The sequence below is a fragment of the Taibaiella lutea genome (assembly GCF_008629695.1).
GTDB classification, from domain to species: domain Bacteria; phylum Bacteroidota; class Bacteroidia; order Chitinophagales; family Chitinophagaceae; genus Taibaiella; species Taibaiella lutea.
The window spans coordinates 1,570,111-1,588,262 of record NZ_VWSH01000001.1; the positions used below are offsets into that span (position 1 = coordinate 1,570,111).

16 protein-coding genes are annotated in these 18,152 nt (G+C 38.3%); 7 read left to right on the plus strand and 9 right to left on the minus strand.

Annotation, left to right across the window (positions count from 1 at the left end; all coding sequences use genetic code 11):
- Positions 1-179 precede the first annotated feature (179 nt).
- Together F0919_RS06715 and F0919_RS06720 are read left to right on the plus strand one after the other, a co-directional pair.
- Positions 180-827 (plus strand): DUF47 domain-containing protein, encoded by a 648-nt coding sequence (locus F0919_RS06715; RefSeq protein WP_150031938.1) that lies wholly within the window; start codon positions 180-182, stop codon positions 825-827.
- 63 nt (positions 828-890) lie between these two features.
- Positions 891-2,354 carry an inorganic phosphate transporter gene (locus F0919_RS06720; RefSeq protein WP_150031939.1) on the plus strand — a complete coding sequence of 488 codons (1,464 nt, stop codon included), beginning with the start codon at positions 891-893 and terminating at the stop codon, positions 2,352-2,354.
- A gap of 221 nt (positions 2,355-2,575) precedes the next feature.
- On the opposite strand, the gene F0919_RS06725 is transcribed toward F0919_RS06720, so the two are convergent.
- A complete protein-coding gene (locus F0919_RS06725; RefSeq protein ID WP_150031940.1) occupies positions 2,576-4,708 on the minus strand; it encodes a PKD domain-containing protein in 2,133 nt (710 codons plus the stop codon).
- Positions 4,709-5,057: 349 nt separating this feature from the next.
- Here F0919_RS06725 and F0919_RS06730 point away from each other — a divergent pair, with 349 nt between their 5' ends.
- From F0919_RS06730 to F0919_RS06740, 3 genes are all read left to right on the plus strand, one after another.
- Positions 5,058-5,831 (plus strand): enoyl-CoA hydratase/isomerase family protein, encoded by a 774-nt coding sequence (locus tag F0919_RS06730; RefSeq protein WP_150031941.1) that lies wholly within the window; start codon positions 5,058-5,060, stop codon positions 5,829-5,831.
- Between the two features lie 61 nt (positions 5,832-5,892).
- Complete coding sequence (gene infC / locus F0919_RS06735) at positions 5,893-6,441, plus strand: translation initiation factor IF-3 (protein WP_150031942.1); 549 nt, start codon at positions 5,893-5,895, stop codon at positions 6,439-6,441.
- A gap of 258 nt (positions 6,442-6,699) precedes the next feature.
- On the plus strand, positions 6,700-7,848 hold the full coding sequence (locus F0919_RS06740) for a hypothetical protein (protein WP_150031943.1): 1,149 nt from the start codon (positions 6,700-6,702) through the stop codon (positions 7,846-7,848).
- A gap of 83 nt (positions 7,849-7,931) precedes the next feature.
- On the opposite strand, the gene F0919_RS06745 is transcribed toward F0919_RS06740, so the two are convergent.
- The 3 genes from F0919_RS06745 to F0919_RS06755 all read right to left on the minus strand — a co-directional run bounded on the left by F0919_RS06745 (position 7,932) and on the right by F0919_RS06755 (position 10,071).
- Positions 7,932-8,435 carry a hypothetical protein gene (locus F0919_RS06745; protein ID WP_190277293.1) on the minus strand — a complete coding sequence of 168 codons (504 nt, stop codon included), beginning with the start codon at positions 8,433-8,435 and terminating at the stop codon, positions 7,932-7,934.
- A gap of 84 nt (positions 8,436-8,519) precedes the next feature.
- Positions 8,520-9,422 (minus strand): tRNA (adenosine(37)-N6)-dimethylallyltransferase MiaA, encoded by a 903-nt coding sequence (gene miaA, locus F0919_RS06750; protein ID WP_150031944.1) that lies wholly within the window; start codon positions 9,420-9,422, stop codon positions 8,520-8,522.
- Positions 9,423-9,498: 76 nt separating this feature from the next.
- Positions 9,499-10,071, minus strand: coding sequence for an IS1096 element passenger TnpR family protein (locus F0919_RS06755; RefSeq protein WP_150031945.1), 573 nt, complete (start codon positions 10,069-10,071; stop codon positions 9,499-9,501).
- Between the two features lie 190 nt (positions 10,072-10,261).
- Between F0919_RS06755 and F0919_RS06760 the strand changes: the two genes are divergently transcribed.
- Positions 10,262-10,600 (plus strand): hypothetical protein, encoded by a 339-nt coding sequence (locus F0919_RS06760; RefSeq protein WP_150031946.1) that lies wholly within the window; start codon positions 10,262-10,264, stop codon positions 10,598-10,600.
- Positions 10,601-10,823: 223 nt separating this feature from the next.
- On the plus strand, positions 10,824-13,322 hold the full coding sequence (locus F0919_RS06765) for a TonB-dependent receptor (protein ID WP_150031947.1): 2,499 nt from the start codon (positions 10,824-10,826) through the stop codon (positions 13,320-13,322).
- Between the two features lie 79 nt (positions 13,323-13,401).
- On the opposite strand, the gene F0919_RS06770 is transcribed toward F0919_RS06765, so the two are convergent.
- The 5 genes from F0919_RS06770 to F0919_RS06790 form a co-directional block, all read right to left on the minus strand.
- Positions 13,402-14,436: a glycosyltransferase family protein gene (locus tag F0919_RS06770; protein ID WP_150031948.1), complete on the minus strand. Its 1,035-nt coding sequence runs from the start codon at positions 14,434-14,436 to the stop codon at positions 13,402-13,404.
- A gap of 50 nt (positions 14,437-14,486) precedes the next feature.
- Positions 14,487-15,329: a UDP-2,3-diacylglucosamine diphosphatase gene (locus F0919_RS06775; RefSeq protein WP_150031949.1), complete on the minus strand. Its 843-nt coding sequence runs from the start codon at positions 15,327-15,329 to the stop codon at positions 14,487-14,489.
- A 165-nt stretch (positions 15,330-15,494) separates the two neighbouring features.
- Positions 15,495-16,637 (minus strand): methionine aminotransferase, encoded by a 1,143-nt coding sequence (locus F0919_RS06780; protein ID WP_150031950.1) that lies wholly within the window; start codon positions 16,635-16,637, stop codon positions 15,495-15,497.
- Positions 16,638-16,718: 81 nt separating this feature from the next.
- Entirely contained in the window at positions 16,719-17,069 is a 351-nt protein-coding gene (locus F0919_RS06785; protein WP_150031951.1) for a hypothetical protein, read from the minus strand.
- Positions 17,070-17,166: 97 nt separating this feature from the next.
- Positions 17,167-18,132, minus strand: a complete 966-nt coding sequence (locus F0919_RS06790) for an AAA family ATPase (RefSeq protein WP_150031952.1) — start codon at positions 18,130-18,132, stop codon at positions 17,167-17,169.
- Positions 18,133-18,152 lie beyond the last annotated feature (20 nt).

The following is an 18,152-nucleotide window of genomic DNA, read 5'->3' on the forward strand; positions in this document are numbered from 1 at the left end:
ACCGGTGGTTTTAACCATTATATCTTGCTAAAAAATGGTATAAATTATTGATTTACAATGGGATTATTTTTACAACATTTCAACGTTATCAAATTATTAAGAATTGCCAAAACAAGTAATTTGCGGTGCAGGAAAGGTAATTTTGCGGCCAATTATAATAATGTATTAACTAAGACTTTATGGGTTTAAATTCCATTATCAAAATCTTCCTTCCAAAGGACAAAGTATTTTATAGCATTTTTGAACAGATGGGCGCCAATCTTATTGAGATGGGAGGAGCTTTCAGGACAGCTATTGAAGAAGAAAATCCGACAAAACGTACTCAACTGTTGCGTGCGTTAGAAGATTTGGAACATAAAAATGATGAGTTGACCCATAAGATTTTTGTTGAATTAGGTCAGAATTTCATTACTCCGTTTGATCGTGAAGATATCCATTACCTGGCAACTTCTTTAGATGATGTGGCTGACTTCATTTATGCTTCTTCCAAAAAAATAGTGAACTATCAGGTTAAGGAAGTAGATCAATATATGAAGGATATGGTAATTGTTATTCAAAATGCCATTAAGTCTCTGGCGAAAGCTTTGCATGAGTTACGTAATATGAAAAACCTTCATGCTATTACCGAAGCCTGCGTTCAGATCAACAGCCTGGAAAATCAGGCGGATGATCTTTTGGATGATGCGATTATAAGATTATTTGCCAGTAATATAGATGCCATTGAATTGGTTAAACTTAAGGATATTTATCAGGACATGGAGGTTATTACAGACAAGTGCGAAGATGCGGCGAATGTAATTGAATCCATCATTATTAAATATGCTTAATCATAAGTAAAAGCAATTTCAGGTATTGCTTATTGCCTATTCAAAACCGCTTCTTCCGGCATTATGAGTTTACTACTAATTATCATTATCATACTGGCTCTGATATTTGACTACATCAATGGTTTTCATGATGCAGCCAACTCCATTGCCACGATAGTTTCCACTAAAGTACTTACACCTTTTCAGGCGGTACTCTGGGCGGCATTATTCAATTTTGTTGCGTTCTTTATCTTTAAGGATCATGGCGTTGCCAATACTATTGCAAAAACGGTAAAAGAAGGGCAAGATGCCGCAGGCGTTCCTTTCATTACATTAACGGTTATTTGTGCGGGCCTTATTGCATCTATTGTATGGAACCTCATCACATGGTGGTTTGGTATTCCTTCCAGTTCCTCTCATACCTTAATCGGAGGCTTTGCAGGCGCGGCTATTGCCCATGCAGGTTTCGGAGCTATTGAAGTTGGTACTATTATTAAAATTACCAGTTTTATTTTCCTTGCACCGCTGATTGGGTTAATCATGGCATTTATTATTTCGGTCTGGTTCCTCAATTCTTTCCGTAAAAGTATTCTGCCAAAAATCGTTTCCGTTCTTGTTATTGCCGGCTCCCTGTTTATGATTTCGCAATGCCTTGAAACAAGTACTTCTAAAATCCTCGGTGTTAAAAAAACCGAGAAATCTGAAAAAGGTCTTGTAATCAAAGACGTGGTGAATAAGACGCCTGCTCAGGTTATGGGCCTGAAGAAAGATGATATTGTTACCAATATCAATCCGGTAAATGTAATTAATGAAAGAACGCTGGATGCAGCTTTTAATTATCACAAGCAAGATGAGGCCATTGTGATTAATGTAATAAGAGATGGTAAACCGGTACAACTCGAAACGACTTACCAACCGCGATTCGCATCGAGGACAATAAGCATGCTTGTGTTTGGGGAGAATGTAAAATGGTTATTGATTGCATTTATCGCTACTGCGATGGCTATATTCTCCTTATTTTTCAGCATTATGAATTATGCCCAGAGCGAACGCTGGTTCAAACGTATGCAATTAGTTTCTTCTGCAGCATTCAGTATCGGGCATGGTGGTAACGATTCTCAAAAGGTAATGGGTATCATTACGGTGGCTTTGATTGCCGGCGGACAAATTAATAATTTTGAAGCAATGCCTACATGGGTTCCCCTGGCATGTTATACTGTTATTGCATTGGGAACAATGAGTGGTGGATGGAAAATCATTAAAACAATGGGAACGCGTATTACTAAAGTTACACCGTTTGAGGGCGTAGCAGCAGAAACAGCAGGAGCTTTGACATTATTCATTACCGAAATGCTGAAAATACCTGTTAGTACTACACATACCATTACCGGTTCCATTATTGGTGTTGGGGCCACTAAAAGGCTTTCTGCTGTAAGATGGGGTGTTACTATCAATTTACTTTGGGCCTGGATTATTACAATTCCGATAAGTGCGTTGATGGCAGCTCTGGTTTACTGGGTATTGAAATTAACAGGTGTAGGCGTATAATCCTATTATAATATTTATAAGATAAAGGAGTCAGGCTGCGTAGTCTGACTCCTTTATCTTTATAGAATGTTCTCCTCTTTAAGAAACAGGAATAATCTTTCAGCATAAAACCTGATGTTTAATTTCAAACCGAATAGTTCCAAAGCATACGTTCAAATAAGAAAGCCGCGACCTTTTTACAGAATCGCGACCTTCACCCATTAAACCCAATGCAAGAAATCTTACAGCTTGCTGAATTTTCTGAATTCAGCTTTATGCTCCTTCTCAAATTCCATTTTCAGGAAGTAAATTCCTTTGGATAATGAGGAGATATTAATTTTATTGTCTTTCAGGTTATTGTAAATCTTAACCACTTTTCCTTCAAGATTCATTATAGTTACCGATTGAATTTTAACACCTGCCTGCAGTTCAAAATTCAGATAGTTATCGGCAGGGTTCGGGAATACATTCAACACTTTATTTAGTGTTTGTTCTTTAATGCCTGTTGTAGTACCATTAGTAACTGTAATGTATGCTGTTTTTGTAGCCGAATCAGATCCTAAGTCGTTTGTTGCCTTTAACTTAATGGTATAAGTACCTGCGGCTGTAAATATGACTTTCGGATTCTGAACAGTAGAATTCCCATTATTCTGGTACACGAAGGTATTGGGGGTAATAGTCCAATACCAGGAAGTAGGAAGATGTTGACTCAAATCGGTAAATGATACTACAGTCTGGTTTTTAATCGCGTTTGTAACATCAGCAGCGAAATCAGCATCAGGAACAAATATACTCGGCACTACATTGATGTAATTCGTTTTGGTAACGCTGTCCGTTCCTCCATTATTAGAAGCCACCAGTTTAACTGAATACATGCCCGGATTATTAAATGTCACTTCCGGATTTTGTGAAGCAGCAGATGTACCATTCACATAAGTTACCGTATTAGGTGTAAATGTCCAGGCCCAGGTAGTAGGCCCGTTGGTAGTAAGGTCGGTAAAATCAAATATGGTCTGGGCAGCATTACCATTTGTAGTATTTACATTGAAATCTGCATCTGGCGGCTGATTTAAAATAGTAATATAGTTGGCTGCTACAGAAGAATCTGTTCCTACATTATTGCTTACCGCTAATTTAGCAGTATATGTACCGGCTTGTGTAAATTTCACAACCGGATTTTGCGATGTAGCGGAAGTGCCATTCTGGTAACTTACATTATTAGGTGTAAACGTCCAGCTCCAACTTGTGGGGTTATGAGAACTCTGGTCCGTGAAAGTAATATCGGTTGCGTTAGAAACACCATTAAGCGGGTTAGCTATGAAAGCTGCATCCGGCGCCTGTGGCGGAGAAGCTGTAATATAATTTGTCTGTGTCAACGAATCTGCACCGAAAGCATTGGTTACTTTCAATTTAACTGTATAAGTGCCATTAGCAGTAAAAAGTACCTGCGGGTTTTGAGAAGTTGCAGATGTGCCGTTTTGATAGGTTACTGTATTCGGTGTTATTGCCCATTGCCATGCTGCAGGAGCATTGATGCTTTGATCGGTAAGCGTAACGGTGCTTATGCCTGTTGTAGGATTAAGGTTATTAGCTGTAAAAGCTGCATCGGGAGGCGGAGGGTTAGTAATAGTAATGTAATTGTTCTTGGTATGTGTATTGTTACCTGCTGCGTTGGTCGCTGTCATTGCAACAGTATATGTACCTGCTGCAGTGAATCTCACCACCGGATTTTGAGAAGTAGCAGATGTGCCGTTTTGATAAGATACGTTATTGGGTGTGAACGTCCATGCCCATGATGTTGGGTTATTGGTACTTTGATTAGTAAAAGTGATATTGGTGATATTTGTCTGTCCGTTTAGCGGATTGCCTGAAAATGCTGCAACCGGTGCAGGTGCGCCTGCTCCTTCGTCGCCTGCAGCAATAGCTGTATTGACAGTGCTCTGATAGCCATAACTTTTAACGGTAAAAGTATAAAAAGGTTGAGCTGCACCGGCAACGCTAACCTTGAACCAGCCATACCTATAATTACCCGTAGCACCCACCCTGAATCCTAAATATTTATCTGTCACTGGGTATGGGTTATTGCTTGGCCATGCATCTACGTTCCATGCATTAGTTGGACCAATCATATCTCCCTGATTCAATACGGCTATCCAATCAAAACCATTATCAATGACCATAACATTTTGCCCACCGAAGGGATCAGTGGCAAACACACCGGAACCCCATCCGCCAAAGGTAAATGTAGTACCTAAAACGGCTTGTTGTACAGATGTCCCATTTAGGTCGGGAACGATATCCTGATACACGATTTGCCCTTTTGCATTGAATGCAAAGCTTAATAGGAAGATGAATAATAATTGAATCTTTTTCATTAATTTAAAATTTATAAAATGAATTTATTAGTACTTTACTAAAGACTAAATAATGACTATTTTGGCTAAAAGACTTTATTAATGGCTTATAAGGTTGGTTTTGAAAGCATATTTTTTATTTAAAATCACTGTAGTATGCTTAGAAATAAATATACAAAATGTAATTACTTGCCGCAAACTCTGATAAAATGCTTTTCATATGAGGTAGTACAAATATCGTGCCAAACTTTACCAACCGGAAAAACGAGGGGTATTCCCAGCCTTTTATTTTGAATATTTACAAAAAAGGATTCCGTTTTCTTTAAATCTTGTTATACTTTTACCGCATTATTTTAATTTGATTACACTTATGATCGCAAAACATCCGGAAGGATACGTGCATACTTCCATTGAACACGGAATAGGAAAAGTTGAATTTTACCATCCTTCAAGCAATTCTTTGCCTGCAGCTATTTTAACCGATATTGCCCGCGCCATTAACGATGTAGGTACAGACGACAGGGCCAAAGTAATTGTGCTGCAAAGCGCAGGAGAACGTTCTTTTTGCGCCGGCGCATCTTTTGATGAATTGGTGGCTATTGAAAATGAAACCGCCGGGAAAAAATTCTTCAGCGGATTTGCTTTGGTAATCAATGCCATGCGCAAATGCCATAAGTTTATAATTGTGCGTGTGCAGGGTAAGGCAGTTGGTGGCGGTGTAGGCATTATTTCTGCTGCAGATTATGCTATTGCTGTTGATACTGCTTCTATTAAATTAAGTGAGCTTGCCGTAGGTATCGGCCCGTTTGTGGTAGGGCCTGCCGTTCAACGCAAAATAGGTGTTGCCGGATTTTCTGCACTGGCTATTGATGCAACAGAATGGCGCAGCGCTGAATGGGCACGCAGGCATGGTTTATATGCCGAAATACACACTGATGTTGCACAAGTCAATGAAGCGGTATCGGTACTGGCCAATAAACTTGCTCATTCCAATCCGGAAGCAATGACACAGTTAAAAAAGGTTTTCTGGGAAGGCACTGAAAACTGGGACGAATTGCTTACACAACGTGCTGCCATCAGCGGTAAACTTGTTTTAAGTGAGTTCACACACAACGCAATACATTCATTTAAGAAAAAAAGCTAATTTTTTATTTTGGTTTTAATTAAAACCTATCTTTGCTCCATACTTAACATTTAAAAACTTAATGCAGAAAAGAGTAAAACCGAGATTACCCATTAGGAAAGAAGCGGAACACCGCATAAATCAACACATTAGAGCTACTCAGGTTCGTGTTGTGGGTGAAAATATAGAACCTGGCGTTTATTCCCTTGAAGAAGCCCGTAAAATGGCGGAAGAACTTGAAGTGGATCTTGTGGAAATCTCGCCTAATGCCGACCCTCCGGTTTGTAGATTGGTTGATTATAACAAATTCCTTTACGAGAAGAAGAAGAAAGAAAAGGAGCAAAAGGCAAAAGCAAAACAAACGGAAGTAAAAGAAATCAGGTTTACGCCAAATACGGATGACCATGATTTCGACTTTAAAGCCAAGCACGCAGAAAAGTTCCTGCAGGACGGCAATAAGGTAAAATGCTTCGTACAATTTAAAGGTCGTTCCATTTTGTTTCAGGACAGAGGTCAATTGCTGTTATTGAAATTTGCGGAACGTCTTGCAGAATGGGGAACATTAGAGGCTATGCCGAAGATGGAAGGTCGCAGAATGCTTGCGATGTTCACTCCGAAAAAGAAAAAATAGAACAAAAAAAGAAGTTTAGTAAGGAAAAGCTCCTTGCGATTTTTCTGTATTTGTTTTATATTTACACTTTGTTTTCATGGTGATAGGGTTTATAGGGGCTGACTCATTCTTGGGTCAGCTTTCCATTTTTACAGACTTCCCGACAATTGCTTTTTTAAATGTTAAGAGGTTATAACTAATATGCATAAAATGCATTTATCTTAAAGCCATTTCTTACTTTTACGCTGTACCCACCTTTTCAAACAAGATACACTTAGGATGAAAATAAGATTTACCCTGTTCCTGTTGCTGCTTATTTCTATAAGCGAATCAAAAGTAAACGCACAGCTTTCTGCTTATACTAATTTCCAGAACCAGTTCATGGTTTTTGATAATGCTATCATCCGCAAAATTGAATACCTGGTCCCCATACAATATAAGGTAGGCCGCATTGCCATTCCATATCTTGACAATTCAAGAAATTTTAAAATTTATTATAATGGCGGTTCTACTAAAATAAACGATGGCTTTACGTCTAATTTTCAGGTAACAGACAACTTGCTCACTTACCAAAATGCAAAAGCACTATGGGTTTGGGATAAAGGTAGTGTCATGAATCTATCTAAATATTGCGACCAGTTTTATACCGGAGATAGTGTGGTTTTGTTTTTTGAAGGCGTACAGAAAGAGTTTAAGGCTTATTATAATGGCGAGATCTATCCAATTGAAAACTTCCTGGCAGCAACCAGCAGTGATTTATTTTCACAAGACACTACCGTTGTTATTTCCAATGAAATGGATATTGCATCGGGGGCTTTGCCCAGCATAAAGGTGTCTGATAATATTGCTGCCTATGTAAATTACGCCGACCAATTCCGTATTTTTTATCATGGTGCAATAGTAGAACAGGAAAATAATCTTGTCACAAGTTTTGACGTGGGCAGAAATACAACTGCTTATGTTGACATCAATAAAACATTCAAGATTTTTCATGGCGGTAAAACCACAAAGGTGGACGAATTTCAGCCGTATAGTTATTCCGCAGGAGATGATGTAGTGGCTTTTGTAGGTTATGATAATTATTTTAAGATATTCTATCAGGATTCGGTTTATAACATAGGTTATTTTCAGCCTGACTTCAGGGTAAAAGACAATGTAGTAGCTTTTCAGGATGCAACAGGCTATTTCAAGGTTTTTTATAAAGGAACAATATATACTTTGGAAAGCTATTATCCTGCAGACTTTAAAGTAGCTTACAACTCAGTAGTCTATAAAAACAGGTCAAATGTTTTGAGGCTATTTTCTGACGGCAATATATACGATGTAACAAGTGCTGACATCACCGATTGGCGCCTTGATTATGATGTGCTTCAATATCGCTTCGGAGCCAATATGTACAAGGTATTTTATAAGGGGCAGACTTATTAAACTACTTTATTCATTTAGTGATTTACAGAATTGTGCCGGATATTTCATATCCGGCACAATTCTGTAAAAAATAATTACTGACATTATTCAATAAAAGGTTTGTCTTCTTCGATGTTAGAACCTTCTTTACCTTCAAAACTAATTTTCCATTTAGATTCTATTTTAACCAATTTGATAAGATAAGGAATCAATAATATTAATTCTAACCTAAAAATAAATTTGGTATCTGGCGTAATTAATACCATTGTCATCGAAACAATGCAGGTCAAGATTCCGACAATCGCATCTATTACTCCGACTTTTATAGCAAAGTCTTTTTCAAACCATAAAGCATAGGAAGCGATACCTTTTAAAAGGGTAAGTCCAATGATCATTAAACCTGTTATTGAGTAAGGATTATGAGTTTCAAAACCATATAAACTTAAATTCGGTTGAAATCCAAATAAGCTGATAAGAAGGCAAACAATAGCCAATATACCAATTAACATAAAAAACCAGCAGAATATTTTAATCCACCAAGGCAATAATTGTCTTCTGCTTAATCTTATTTGATCAATATTATCAAAAATACTTGTTGTGTTTTCCATTGTATGTTTTAGAATCCATAATTAGCCGCTAAAATAGTAATAAATGTAAAATCATGCATCGCAATATGCAATAAGTTAAAAAAGTTAGCTTCTCTCCACCGCCGATAAAATACCTTTTAAATCAGTCGGCTCAAACCATTTAAAATCTTTATCCTTCCTGAACCAGGTTAATTGTCTTTTGGCATAGTTGCGACTATGTTGCTTAATCAGTTCAATGCTTTTCTCTTGTGTAATAACACCATCAAAGCATTCAAATATTTCGGTATAGCCAACCGTTTGCAGGTTCTTCAACGCCCTTTGCGGATAAAGCGCAACAGCTTCTTCCCAAAGACCCTGCGCCATCATAATATCTACCCTTCTGTTGATTCTATCATATAAAATTTCACGTGGCAAATCAAGGCCGATTTTAATGATATCAAAATATCTTTCCTTTTGATTGCCACTTCTGAAATGCACAATGGAAATACCTGTGCTCCGCCTAAAAGCAATGCCCCTTATCAGCCTTGCAGGGTTTTGCTGTTCTGCAGCGGCATAAAATTCAGGATCTTCTTTTGCTACTATGTTCTGCAACCATTCCATACCATTTTCATCATAACCATCCTGCAATGCCTTTTCTATTGCGCGGTCTGTTTTAGGCATTTCATCAATGCCTTCACATAATGCCTTGATGTATAAACCCGTTCCACCACAAACAACAGCATAATCACTTTTGCTGAAAACAGCATCGCAATAACCCAATGCCAATTGCTCGTAATCACCGGCATTCAATTCTTCTGTAATACTATGGGAATTTATAAAATAATGATGAACGGCTGCAAGCTCCGCCGCGTCAGGCTTTGCAGTGCCAATGCTCATCTCACAGTAACATTGCCTTGAGTCGGCAGAAATAATTTCTGTTCCGAAATGCTTTGCTACATGAATAGCCGCAGCCGTTTTGCCAACAGCCGTAGGTCCTGCTATTACTATGAGTTTTTTCTTGTTATGCATATCCAGCATTCATCAAAATTTGTAGAGACGTTGCTATGCAACGTCTCTACAAATTTATCCTATAATAATGTTTTTATTAAAATGCCTCATCGCCATCTGTTACAAATCCTGAAGTATCATCATCAGAACCATTTTTCTCCTCACCTTCATCGCTAAAACCTTCGCTCATATCTTCAGAAGTCAAATCATATTTTTCCTCAATTTCCACCAAACGCTCATTAGCCAAGCCTTTTATACCTGTCTGCGCAGGCGCAACGCCTTCTTTTTTGAAGCAATAAGGATATTCTTTTCTGCTGTCTTCTTCCTTTTCGACTCCGATTAATTCTATCAAAAATGTCCATTTTTTTACTGGATCATAAGTATAAACAAATTTTTCATCAGGCTTTTCCACCAGTGCAGAAACAGGAGTCTTTATCATAGACAAGGCCGGCGCTTCTTTTTTGTTGACCAACACTTCGGAAGAAATTTCCCTGCCACGAATCCATTTGTCATTACTTGTAAAAAAAGAAGCACTATGCTTTTTATCAAATTCATAAGCAGTCAGAATAGCTTCATGGAAGGATTGAAATGACTGCCCCGTTTTCAATGCGATGTCTCTATATATATTATCATCATCTTCCCAGTAAACCCGGAATTTTAAAATTGGCATGTGGTGTGTTTTTTTCAGAGGCAAAAGTAATCAATAATGAGATATCAGATTTTAGAAATTAGAAATTGAGTTTAAGGATTTAAGGGATTTTGTAAAAGGTAAGAATTCTGTAAGGAATGTTTTCATTCAGTTAAGCTTATTGCATCTTAGTTGCATTTAAAAAGATTGATTACCTTTGCTTCGTTAATTCATGTTGAAGCGCATCCTAAATATATTTATTGCTGCATCTTTGGTTCTGCTAATGATGCTGTCGGGCGTTGCGCATGAATTTGTCCATAGCTTTATTGGCCATCAGGATACCATTGACCATGTTCAGGATGGAAAGCATCCCGGTGCAATGTCATTCGAGAATGAACACCATCACTGTGATTTCCTTCAATTCCCTTCACCTGTATTTTTATCTTCTTCATTTAACTTACAATTTCATCCGGCATTAGAACATACCGAAAAGTTCCTGTTGGCTGATTTACCTGTTGTTTCAAGGCCCGGCCTATACACTACACTTCGCGGGCCTCCATCTATCGTTTGATTCCATTTAGCTTTAAATTTTCAATCTGCCGGGATATGTTATGCCTGCTGATTTCGTTGATTTTTTTCAGATACTCTATATTTCTTTGATTTCAATTAAGAATTCAACGAAATTCTATGTTATCTGTAAGCTATTAATTCCTGAGTTTAATCTTTCAAAAACATACAGCATGCTGCATTGAATCTTATTGTTCTTTGCAATATGCTCTCAAATAATAATAACAATGAAATTCAAGCTATTTTATTGCTTCCTATTTCTACTTCTCAATATTAACGCATTTTCAAAAGAACCGCCAATAACGGGTACATCCAATAATGGTGCTCTGAATGGTACAATTACAGACAAATCCGACAGCAGTGCCATTGTTGGTGCAACTATTTACATTCCGGATCTAAGAATTGGTATCAATACGGATGCAAACGGGAAGTATATGCTTAGTGATCTGCCAAAAGGTGTTTATCTGGTTCAAGTGAGTTATATAGGTTATGCAACCGTAAACCAGAAAGTATCCATCAATGAAAATGCTGTATTGAATGTACAACTTAATGAATCGTCTATTGAAGCGGACGAAGTTGTAATTACAGGTGTCAGCAAAGCCACCGAGATTAAAAGAGACCCCGTACCTATGTTGGCAGTAAGCAAAGCTTATATGGATCAGCATGCTGCTTCGGGCAATATCATAGATCAAATTGCCAATATGCCGGGCATTAGCGCCGTATCTACAGGACCTAACGTTTCCAAGCCTTTTATCAGAGGACTTGGCTATAACAGAGTCGTTACTGCTGTTGATGGCATTCGTCAGGAAGGTCAACAATGGGGAGATGAACATGGTATAGAAGTGGATCAAAATTCCATTGACAGGGTAGAAGTAATCAAAGGGCCTGCCAGTCTGAGTTTCGGATCTGATGCCATTGGGGGCGTAGTCAATCTTATAACAGCACCACCTGTTCCAAATGGTAAGATTCTGGGGTCGGTTAGCGGAATCTATGGAACCAATAATGGGTTGGTTAATGGTTCCCTGAAACTACAAGGCAATAACAATGGCTTGATATGGGGTACCGTTCTTTCAGCAAAAGAAAGCAAGAATTATCAGAATGAACATGACGGTCGTGTATATGCCACCAATTTTAAGGAAAAGGATGCCAGGGTTATGCTTGGTATCAATAAAGCATGGGGCCATTCTTATTTCAATGCTTCTTTGTATGATGATGTTCAGGCAATTCCTGATGGTAGCCGGGATTCGGCTACGCGCCGCTTTACAAGAGCCATTTCAGATGATGACATGGAAATTGTTCCTGCATCAGCATTGAATAGCTACTCTATTCCGGATTTGCATCAACATGTACAATTGTATAGAATTTACAATAACAGTAATTTTCATATCGGCAACGGAAACCTATTGGTAAACCTGGGTTATCAATATAGTCACAGAAGAGAGTTTACGCACCCTGAAGCAACAGATATTGCAGGCCTTAACCTGGAACTGAGCAGCTACACATATGACCTGAAGTACAATTTTGAAATTGGCAATGGTTACGAAACAACCTTTGGTATCAATGGAATGTATCAACATAACGGTATCGGTCCTGGAACAGACTTTCCTATACCTGTTTATAATCAGTTTGATATAGGACCTTTTTTCGTGATGAAGAAAACATTTGGCAAATTAGACCTTTCAGGTGGCGTACGTTATGACACCCGTTCTTTCAGTGGAAAAGCAATGTACCTCGATACAAGTAATGCCGATTTTCCCAAACTCTATACAGGGTCTAATCCTGAAGGTGCAGCTAATGTAACGCAACAATTCGCAGCATTAAGTAAAAACTTTTCGGGTATTACAGGAAGCATTGGTGCCACTTATAATTTCTCAGATAAATTTTTGCTGAAAGCCAATATCGCACGTGGCTTCCGGGCACCAAGCATTGCCGAGTTATCAGCAAACGGTGCAGATCCGGGCTCGCAGATATACCATCTGGGCAACAGCAATTTTAAACCGGAATTTAGTCTGCAAGGCGATATCGGGGCATTTCTTACTTTGCCTAATATATCTGCAAGTGCAGAGTTATTCCACAATACAATTGACAATTATATCTTCCAGCAACAATTGCTGAATCCTGACGGCTCACCTGTAACTACACAAGGCTACAATACTTTTACTTATGTTCAGACGAAAGCCCGCATACAAGGTGCGGAATTCGGCCTTGACATACACCCTTTGCCCTGGTTACATTTTGAGAATGAAGCTACGCTTACTTATGGCACTAACTTAGGCAATGGCAGCACTGTTGATAATGACTTGAAGTATTTACCATTTATTCCACCTTTCCATCTGCACTCTGAACTGCGCGGCACTTTTATTAAAGGGTTCAAGCGGGTCAATAATTTATATTGCTTTGTCGGTTTCGATCATTTTAATGCGCAAAACAGATTTTTTGCGGCATACGGAACCGAGACTTACACCGCAGGATATAATTTGCTGAGCGCAGGTATAGGCGCCAGTCTCGTAAATGCATCAGGCAAGAAGATACTTGATTTATTTATAGAAGGTACTAATCTGGCTAATGTAAATTATCAATCCAATATGAGCAGGTTAAAGTATTTTGATAATCCTGAAGTTCCGGCGGGTGTGCAACCTGGCATTTTTAATATGGGGAGAAACATCAGTTTCAAACTTGTTGTGCCTTTTGACTTATCGCCAAAAACAAAAAACACAGGTTCTTAATACATCCGTTAAGATCAAAAATAAAATAGCTCCGTCAACAGATGATGGAGCTATTTTTATTTAAGTATAAATATTTTGCCTAATAGAAATCCGGCATGGGATTACCTAATCTCTTTTCTACTCCTTCTAAAAAATCATGTATCAGTTGTTCCACAGCAACAGCAGCTGTCTCTTTTGAAAAAGTTACTTCTACTTTACTGTCATTTAAAATCCATTCGTTTACTTTCTCAAAATATTTTGGTTGCAGAGAAGGTATTACGGGAACACCTAATTGCTCTAAAGCAGCGGCATTACATTGCTGCTCTATCTGACGCATCATCGGTACAACCATTAATTTCTTATTAAGATACAGTGCTTCTGAAGGCCCTTCAAAACCCGCACCTAATAAGGCTCCTTTACATTCAGATAAACTTTTAAGGAATGCATCATTTGATATAGGGGAAACTGAGATATTCTCGAACTGAAATGCTTCTTTGGTGTGTTTACAAAACACCTGCCATTCCACTTTCTGTGTCTTACTTAAAAACCTGACAAGCGCTTCTGCATTATAAGAAGGTAGGTAAACCGTGTAATGTTTGCCTGTACTACTTTCCAGAGCTTGTACTTCTTTTCTTATAACAGGCAGGAACACATTTGAATCGTATCGCTTAAAATGAAAACCGTAATGAGAAGAAAAAGGGGCATAGTATTTGAGGATACTACGGCCAAACCAGCCATCTTTTTTAGGTTTGGGCACAGCCTCATGTACTACTGCCGACTGATGACTTAATGCAATACAGGGATGACCATGAAACTTACAAGCCCATGCAGAAATCGGTTCAAAGTCATTTACTATTAAATCATAATCTTCAACAGGAAGACGATAAGCATCTCTCACAAATTGAAACAGATTCAATCGCTTTGCTGTCTGCATCAACGAGACACCACCATGTTTCCCAAAAATAAAACTCAGTCCTTTCAATCGGTACTTAACAGGAAATGGCAATGGAATATCACTTTGATAACCACTTACAAGCAAGTCTACTTCGCCATATTTCTGTAGTTCGGGATAAATATCTTTGGCTCTGCAGAGATGTCCATTTCCTGTTCCTTGAATCGCATACAAAATTTTCATAGTAATGACAGAACGTATTATATAGGGGCTTTTATATTTGGTGAAAGCGGTTAAACAGTGATTTTCATTTCAGCAAGAAGGCTGTTAAAAAGCGCCTTATTACTTTCTTTATTTTTTGAACGATGCTCCAGCTCTACGCTCTGAGCAACTTCATCTTCATAATAGCGATAAATTTTCCATTGTGCATCATTGTACTCTAATGCAGTCAGGTTTTCAATCCAGTCGCCGGAATTCAAATAACAAACTGTTCCTTTATCTGTAACGACATGTTTTAATGCAGGTTCATGTATATGCCCGCAAATCACATACTGATAATTATTTTCAGCAGCAATCTCGCAAACGGTTGATTCAAATTTATTGATGAATGCAACTGCGCTTTTTACACTGTTCTTAATTCTTTTTGAAAGCGAAAGTTTACCTCTTCCCATCTTTTCAGAAAAGAAATTCATGAAGCGATTAATGAGTATAAGTGTATCGTATCCAACGGCACCAAGCTTTGCAAGCCATTTGGAATGTTGCATTACCACATCGAAAGCATCGCCGTGAAACATCCATGTTCTTTCTCCATGAAGGTTCAATGACAGTTTATTTACAATCCTCAATGAACCCAGTTGCGTTCCTTTGAACTTACGCATCATTTCATCATGGTTGCCGGGAATGTAATAGATGGGTGTTCCTTTTGCTATAAGCCCGATAAGGTGCTTTATCACCATCATGTGCTCAGAAGGCCAATAACGTTTACTGAATTGCCATACATCGATGATGTCGCCATTCAACACAATAGATTTTGGTTGAATGCTTTTCAGGTATTGAAGTAATTCTTTGGCATGGCAGCCATAGGTGCCCAAATGAATATCGGACAAAACCAGCAACTCAATTTCTCTCTTTATCATAAGGTAACAAAAATAAATTCGTCATTTCCTATATGCAAAGAGCGGAAATAAACATTGCTTAATAGTTAATACGCAATGAAGGAATTATTAATAATAAGTGTATAGCGGCAGCAATAAAATTTCACCTACTTGTTATACATTCGGAAAGCGGGCAGGAATTTTCCTCTAAATACTTTTGAGATTTTCTACTGCAGCCATTAATGTTTCTTCTTTTTTTGCAAAACAAAAACGGACCCATTTTTCATTGTTGTCGTCCTGATAAAAGGAACTTAACGGAATACAGGCAACACTATAATTTTTTGTGAGCCATATTGCAAATTCCATACTTGGCAAATCTGAAATGGCTTCATAATTCATCAATTGAAAATAGCTTCCTGCGGCAGGTTTCAGCCATTTGAATCTGGTTGCCTTCATCTGTTCCAGAAAAAAATCCCTTCTTTGTTGCAGCATGCGGGTTGTCGTTTCAAGATGACTCAAATCATCTAAATATGTTGCAATACCTTGCTGCATAGGCGTGTTCACGCTAAAGGCAAGATATTGATGAATAGCCCTGAATGCATGCATCAATTCAGCCGGCGCAATGCAATAACCCATTTTCCAACCGGTACTGTGAAATGCCTTACCGAAAGAATGAATAACAAAACTCCTGGAACGCAATTCAGGATATCTTAAAACAGAAATATGCTCTTTGCTATCAAAAACCAAATGCTCATAAACCTCATCCGAAACTACATACAAATTATGCTTTTCCACCAAAGTTATTAAATGCTGAAAGTCTTGCTCAGACCATGTTACGCTACAGGGATTATGTGGGTTGTTGATAATGATTGCTTTTGTTTTAGTGGTTATTGCAGCATATATTTTGTTCCAGTCTATTTCAAATGTTCCATCGTTTAACGTTATCCGTACAGGAGTCGCACCGCAGGTATAGATATTAGGCACATAACTATCATAGGCGGGTTCTAAAACAATAACTTCGTCATCGGGCTGAAGGATAGTTGCAAAGGCGGTATAAATGGCGTAAGTAGCGCCGGGAGTTATCGTAATTTCCGTATTAGGATTTACTTCTACTTTCTGAAAATGCAGGATTTTATTGGCAATAGCTTCTCTCAGGTTCTGTAAGCCAATCATAGGTGCGTATTGATTAAACCCATCCATGATAGCTTTATTTACAAGGCTCCCGAGCATTTCATCAATTGGAAAATCGGGAAAGCCCTGCGATAAATTGATTGCCTTATGTTCATTTGCAAGAGCAGACATTATACTAAAAATAGTAGTGCCAGTTGCAGGATATTTTGGGATAATCATTTTGCCAGATAATTTTATGCTTAAAACAAATTTGACAACTTTTTTAAAAGTTGTCAAATCAATTATGGTCATTCAATATTTTTATTCGATTCCGAAATATTCCAGAATATACTCTTTCAGTAAAGCATCTTGTGCCATCAGTGTATCCTGGTCTGTTTCTACATGTTTCAATTGCCTGAAATGCGGCCAGCCTTCATCATCATATCCTTCTAACTGATAATAACCATCTTGTGCCAGTAGTGTGCAAACCGCAACATGCATCAGATCCTGTTTCTGCTCTTTTGAGAATTTTATTTTGGGAATCCTGCCTCTGTATTCATTCATGCCAATCAAAAACAAAATGGCTTCCATATTGGGTTTCTTGCCAAATTTTTCCACCAAATCAGCTTCTAATATAATCCAACGCTCAAATATTGCTCTTGTCTTTTCCATTTTTAAATTGTTTCATTGCCAAAATGATTAAATTGTTATTGCGATGTTGCATTCACAATATGGTTTGAACAATTAAACCATAAAACCATTTAATCCATTACAATAATCTGTCTATCAACTCAGCAATTGAAATGCCTTCTGCTTCTGCCTTGTAGCTTCCTACTACTCTGTGCAAAAGTACGGATTGTGCCATAGCTTTTACATCTTCAATATCAGGAGAATATTTGCCATGTAATAAAGCATAGCATTTAGCAGCCAATATCAGATTCTGCGAAGCGCGCGGACCTGCGCCCCAGGCCAGGTACTGAGTTGCAAGGCTATTACTGTCGTTTTTATTTGGCCTTGTTTTCTGAACCAGTCTTACAGCATATTCCAACACATTATCAGGTACCGGAACTCTTCTCACCAATTGCTGGAAATATAAAATCTCTTCTGCATGCAAAACCTTGGGTAAATTAATATTCTGCGGACTTGTGGTCTGTCTTACAATCTGAACTTCCTCTTCAAAAGCCGGGTAATCCACAATTATCTGAAACATAAAACGGTCCAGTTGTGCTTCAGGCAAGGGATAGGTCCCTTCCTGTTCAATCGGATTTTGTGTGGCTAATACAAAAAAAGGTGCGGGCAATTTAAACTCTTCGCCTGCAGTGGTTACATTTCGTTCCTGCATGGCTTCCAGTAAGGCTGCCTGAGTCTTGGGCGGTGTACGGTTTATTTCATCGGCCAAAACAATATTTGCAAAAATGGGTCCTTTTAAAAACTTGAACCTGCGGTTTTCGTCTAATATTTCTGCACCTGTAATATCGCCCGGCATAAGGTCGGGTGTAAACTGAATACGCTTGAATGACAAATCCAAAGCATCTGCAACTGTTTTTACCAATAATGTTTTTGCGAGCCCGGGAACACCCACCAGCAAGCTATGTCCATTACAAAGAATAGAAATAATCAGCTTTTCTATCACATCCATTTGCCCTACAATAACCTGCCCAACGGCACCACGCAGTTCTTCGTATTTCTGTTGCAGGCCTTTTACAGCTTCAACATCAGATGAATAATTTACCATATTCCAAAGTAAGGGGATAA